Origin of the sequence: Mesorhizobium sp. M1E.F.Ca.ET.063.01.1.1, assembly GCF_003998155.1 — a bacterium.
In the GTDB taxonomy this organism is placed as follows: Bacteria; Pseudomonadota; Alphaproteobacteria; order Rhizobiales; family Rhizobiaceae; genus Mesorhizobium.
In genome coordinates, this window is record NZ_RZSC01000408.1 from 1 (window position 1) to 5,365 (window position 5,365).

Annotated in this window: 5 protein-coding genes; all 5 read left to right on the forward strand. The window is 66.7% G+C overall.

The genetic code is table 11. The features are described from left to right. Positions 1–163: 163 nt before the first annotated feature. Complete coding sequence (locus EOA29_RS23925; protein WP_126091966.1) at positions 164–1,129, forward strand: tripartite tricarboxylate transporter substrate-binding protein; 966 nt, start codon at positions 164–166, stop codon at positions 1,127–1,129. A 126-nt stretch (positions 1,130–1,255) separates the two neighbouring features. Next, positions 1,256–1,792, forward strand: coding sequence for a tripartite tricarboxylate transporter TctB family protein (locus tag EOA29_RS23930; RefSeq protein ID WP_126091967.1), 537 nt, complete (start codon positions 1,256–1,258; stop codon positions 1,790–1,792). 4 nt (positions 1,793–1,796) lie between these two features. Further along, positions 1,797–3,320, forward strand: a complete 1,524-nt coding sequence (locus EOA29_RS23935; protein WP_126091968.1) for a tripartite tricarboxylate transporter permease — start codon at positions 1,797–1,799, stop codon at positions 3,318–3,320. 15 nt (positions 3,321–3,335) lie between these two features. Then, the gene (locus tag EOA29_RS23940) at positions 3,336–4,520 is read left to right on the forward strand and encodes a CoA transferase (RefSeq protein ID WP_126091969.1); all 1,185 of its coding nucleotides are present in this window, start codon (positions 3,336–3,338) and stop codon (positions 4,518–4,520) included. Continuing rightward, on the forward strand, positions 4,517–5,356 hold the full coding sequence (locus EOA29_RS23945) for a citryl-CoA lyase (protein ID WP_126091970.1): 840 nt from the start codon (positions 4,517–4,519) through the stop codon (positions 5,354–5,356). The genes EOA29_RS23940 and EOA29_RS23945 overlap by 4 nt, the downstream gene beginning before the upstream one ends. The last annotated feature ends 9 nt before the right edge of the window (positions 5,357–5,365 follow it).

Genomic DNA, 5,365 nt, shown 5'->3' on the forward strand with positions numbered 1-5,365 from the left:
GTCCCGGACATGCGGATTTAGTCCGGTCCGATGCGTTCTGTCCAGCAGAATGGCATTCCCGTTGACAGAACGCTGTCACAAATGCTTGAACTCGAATGCGGGTCTTAATTCAGGCCACGTCTTGGCAGGCACCGGAGGAGGTGTCGTGATTTGGAGGAATCCCATGCTGAACAGACGCAGATTCTTGACGAGCACCGCCGCCGGCTTCGCGGCTTTGCATTTCGTACCCGCCTTTGCGCAGGACACCCCGCAGATCCAGATTTTCGTGCCGGCGGCACCCGGCGGCGGCTGGGACCAGACCGCGCGCACGATCGACCAGGTGCTGCGCTCCGAGAAATTGATCTCGGGTTCGCAGATCACCAATGTCGGCGGCGCCGGCGGCACGGTCGGCCTGCCGCAATTCGTCAACCAGTGGAAGGGCAAGGGCAATTCGCTGATGGTCGCCGGCATGGTCATGGTCGGCGCCATTATCGCCAACAAGTCGGCCAATAACCTGACCGAAGTGACGCCGATCGCGCGCCTCACCGGCGAGTTCGAGGCGCTGGTGGTGCCGGCTGCCTCGCCGTTCAAGACGGCCGCCGATTTCGTCGCGGCGCTGAAGGAGGATCCCACGAAGGTTCCGGTGGCCGGCGGTTCGGCCGGCGGTTCCGACCACATCCTGTTCGGCCTGATCGCCAAGACGGCCGGCGTGCCTGCCGCCAACCTGTCCTACGTGCCGTTCGCCGGCGGCGGCGAGGCGCTGTCGGCGCTGCTCGGCAACCAGGTCGCGGCCGGCATTTCCGGCTATGGCGAGTTCTCCGAGCAGATCAAGGCGGGGGCGCTCAGGCTGCTGGCGATCTCGGCCGACAAACGCCAGGAAGGCATCGACGCGCCGACGCTCAAGGAGGCCGGCATCGACGTCGAATTGTTCAACTGGCGTGGCGTCTTCGCCCCGCCCGGCGTTTCCGATGAGGACAAGGCGGCGATGATCAAGCTGGTCGAGACCATGGCCAAGAGCGATGCCTGGGCAACCGAGTGCAAGAACCGCAACTGGACGTCGATCCTGCTGACCGGCGACGACTACGCCAAGTTCGTCGCCGACGACACCGCCCGCATCGGCGCGATCCTCAAGGATCTCGGCCTCGCCTGAGCTCCGGACCGCCCAGTGTTCCGAAGGGGCCTGGCTCCCCTTCGGAGCAGCATGGACAGGTGATCGAGCAGCATTGAAATTGCGGCGATACCGGCGGTTGAATGCCGGCCATCCGGGGAGGAGTTCATGAGCACCAGCGACCAGCAGGCGTCACCGCCGCGCCTTGCCGTACCCGAATTGCTGATCGGCATCGGGCTTCTGGCCTGCGCCGGCGCCGTTGCCTGGCAGACCCTGGCGATCCCGGTGTCTCCGCTCTATTCCAAGGTCGGCCCGACCGTCTTTCCCTATATCACCATGGCCGGGATGATCCTGCTTTCCCTGCTGCTCATCCTAGCCGCCCTGCGGGGCGGCTGGCAGCCGGAGGAGGAGAAGGAGACGCCGACCGACTGGACGTCGATGGGTTTCGTGGTCGCGGGCCTGGTCGCCAATCTGCTTCTGATCCAGCCGCTCGGGTTCACCGCCGCCTCGGTGATCATGTTCGTGCTGGTCTGCTTCGGCTTCGGCAGCCGGCACCCGCTGCGCGACGCGCTGCTTGGCCTGGTGCTGGCGCTGGCGGCCTATTTCGGCTTTGCCAGGGCGCTCGGCGTCAACATCGGCGCCGGGCTGATCGAGGACCAGCTCAATGTGCTGATCAATGCCGTCTTCGGCATCGGGAAAGGCTGAGACGATGGACACGCTCGGTTATCTCGCGCACGGATTTGCAGTCGCCTTCACGCCGACCAATCTGTTGTGGTGCCTGGTCGGCACGACGCTCGGAACAGCGATCGGCGTGCTGCCAGGCCTCGGGCCGGCGCTGACCATCGCGCTGCTTTTGCCGATCACCTACCAGGTGGCGCCGGAAGCCTCCTTCATCCTGTTCGCCGGCATCTACTACGGCGCCATGTATGGCGGCTCGACGACGTCGATCCTGCTCAACACGCCAGGCGAAAGCGCCACCATCGTCACCGCGCTGGAAGGCAACCGGATGGCGCGCTCGGGGCGTGGCGGCGCTGCACTCGCGACCTCGGCGATCGGCTCTTTCGTCGCCGGCACGCTCGGCACGCTGGGCGTCGCCTTCCTGGCGCCGATCGTGGTCAAGTTCGCGCTGGCCTTCGGGCCGGCCGAGTATTTTTCGCTGATGGTGCTCGCCTTCATCACCGTTTCGGCGGTGCTCGGCTCATCCTCGGTGCGCGGGCTGACCAGCCTGTTCGTCGGCTTCGTCATCGGCATGATCGGCGTCGACCTGCAGACCGGGCAACCGCGCTTTACCTTCGGCATGGGCGAACTGCTCGACGGCGTCGACGTCATCGTCGTCGCGGTCGGCCTCTTCGCGGTCGGCGAGACACTCTACATGGCCTCGCGCCGCTATGCCGGCAAGGATGAGATCGTGCCGCTGAAGGGCTCGCTCTACATGACGGCCGCCGAATGGGCGCGCTCGTGGAAGCCATGGCTGCGCGGCGCCGCGATCGGCTTTCCGATCGGCGCCATGCCCGCCGGCGGCGCCGAAATCCCGACCTTCCTGTCCTATGCCATCGAGAAGAAGCTCTCCAAGCACAGGGAGGAGTTCGGCACCGTCGGCGCCATCGAGGGCGTCGCCGGGCCGGAGGCCGCCAACAATGCGTCCGCGGCCGGCGTGCTGGTGCCGATGCTGACGCTCGGTCTGCCGACCTCGGCGACCGCCGCGATCATGCTGTCGGCCTTCCAGAGTTACGGCATCAATCCCGGTCCGCTGCTGTTGACGACGCAGGCCAACCTCGTCTGGGGCCTGATCGCCAGCCTGTTCATCGCCAACGTCATCCTGGTCATCCTCAACCTGCCGCTGATCGGCCTCTGGGTGCGGTTGCTGAAGATCCCGGCGCCGCAGCTCTATGCCGGCATCCTGGTGTTCGCCACCGTCGGCACCTACGGCATCTCGCAGTCGCCGACCGACCTCGTCATCCTCTATCTGCTGGGGGCCGCCGGCTTCCTGATGCGCCGCTTCGACTTCCCGACGGCGCCCGTCATCATCGGTATGATCCTCGGACCGCTCGCCGAGACGCAGTTCCGCCGGGCGATGACGATCGCCAATGGCGACTGGACGGTGTTCTACAGGCATCCGCTGTCGCTGACGCTTCTCACGCTGGCCTTCATCGGCCTTGTCGGCCCGCATATCTGGGCCTGGATCGAACATCGGCGGACACGCGGGCCGGAACATGTGCCGGGCGATGCCTGATCGATTTGGAGCATCATGACAGACCTGCTTTCCGGTGTCCGCGTTCTCGATCTCACCAACGTGCTGGCAGGCCCGTACTGCGCCTACCAGCTTGCGCTGCTCGGCGCCGACGTCATCAAGGTCGAGGCGCCGCCGGGCGGCGATCTCGCGCGCCAGCTCGGCGCCTCGCCGGAACTCAACAGAGCCGGGATGGGCGCGTCCTTCCTGGCGCAGAACGCCGGCAAACGATCTGTCGTGCTCGACCTGAAGAAGGAGGCCGACCGCGAGCGTTTCCTCGATCTGGTCGCCACGTCGGACGCGCTGGTCGAGAATTTCCGGCCGGGCGTGATGGATCGGCTTGGCCTCGGGCATGAGAGGCTGAAGGAAGTCCGGCCGAGCCTCGTCTATTGCGCGATATCCGGTTTCGGCCAGACCGGACCGATGCGCGGCAACCCAGCCTACGACCAGATCATCCAGGGGCTTTCGGGGATCATGAGCATAACCGGCACGCCGGAGACCGCGCCGCTGCGCGTCGGCTATCCCGTCGCTGATACGCTGGGCGGATTGGTCGGGGCCTTCGCGATCGCCGCGGCGCTTGTCAGGCAGAAGACGAGCGGCGAGGGGGCTTTCCTCGACGTCTCGATGCTCGAATGCACGCTGTCGGCGCTGGGCTGGCCGGTGTCGAATTATCTGACGGCGGGCGTCGAGCCCCAGCCCATGGGCAATGAGAACATGACGGCGGCCCCGTCCGGTACGTTCCGCACCGGCGAAGGGCTGCTCAACATCGCCGCCAACAAGCAGGAGCAGTTCGTCACCCTTTGCGGGCTGATTGGACGCCCTGAACTGGCGTCGGATCCGCGCTTCGCGGAACGCGAGACGCGCAAGGAGAACCGGGCCGCGTTGAAGACGCTGATCGAGGAAGCGCTTGCCGGCGCCCCGGCCGCGGGCTGGGAAGAAAAGCTCAACCGGGCCGGCGTGCCGGCGGGACGTGTGCTGACGATCCCGCAAGTGCTGGAGGAACGCCAGGTGACGGAGCGTGGCATGGCGACCCGCTTCCGGCATGTGCCTGGCATGGAAAAGCCGCTGACGGTGGTGCGCGGCGGCTTCATGGTCGACGGCGCGGCGCCCGCGCCGGCCGGGCCGCCGCCGCGGCTTGGCGAGCATATGGACGAAGTGTTCGCGGCGTTGCCGGAACGCGACAAGATGAGAGCCCGGACATGAGCGCGGAGAAAAAGACCGGCCGCGAGCGCGGCGAGCAATGGTGGCAGACCGGCATCATAGAGATGCGGCCCGGCATGATCCGGCTGCGCGGCTATGAGATCCAGGACCTGATCGGGCGCATCAGCTTTCCGGCGATGATCTGGCTGATGCTGCGCGGCGAACTGCCGAGCGAGGAGCAGGCGGCGCTGCTCGGCATCGCGTTGGGAGCCGCCGTCGACCATGGCCCGCAGGCGCCGTCGATCGCGATCGCCCGCATGGCGGCCACCTGCGGCGTCGGCATCAACAATGCCATGGCCTCGGCCATCAATGTGCTTGGCGACGTGCACGGCGGCGCTGGCGAGCAGGCGCTGTCCTTCTACGGCGATATCGCAGAGGCGCTGGACCGGGGGCTGACGCTCGGCGAGGCCGTATCGGCGCGGCTCGACCGCTTCTTTGCCGAGGAAGAAGGCTATGTGCCGGGTCTCGGCCATCGCTTTCACCCGGTCGACCCTCGGGCGCCGCGCCTCATCGAACTGACGCGTGACTTCGCCGTGCGCGGCGTCGTCAGCGGCCGCTTCGCCGACATTGCCGAAGCGGTCGAGGCGGAAATGGCAAAGCGCAAGGGCAAGACGATCCCGCTCAACATCGACGGCGCCACCGCCGTCATCTATGGCGAGCTTGGCTTTCCGCCGGCGCTGACGCGCGGCCTGTTCGTCCTGTCGCGCTCGGTCGGCATCCTGGCGCATGCCTGGGAGCAGTCGCAGGAAAGCGACCGCAACAAGGGGCCGCTGCCCCGCGAATGGCTGTGGGCCTATACCGGCACGCCGGCACGCCCCTTTCCCGGCGACTCCGAGTAGAAGACCGTC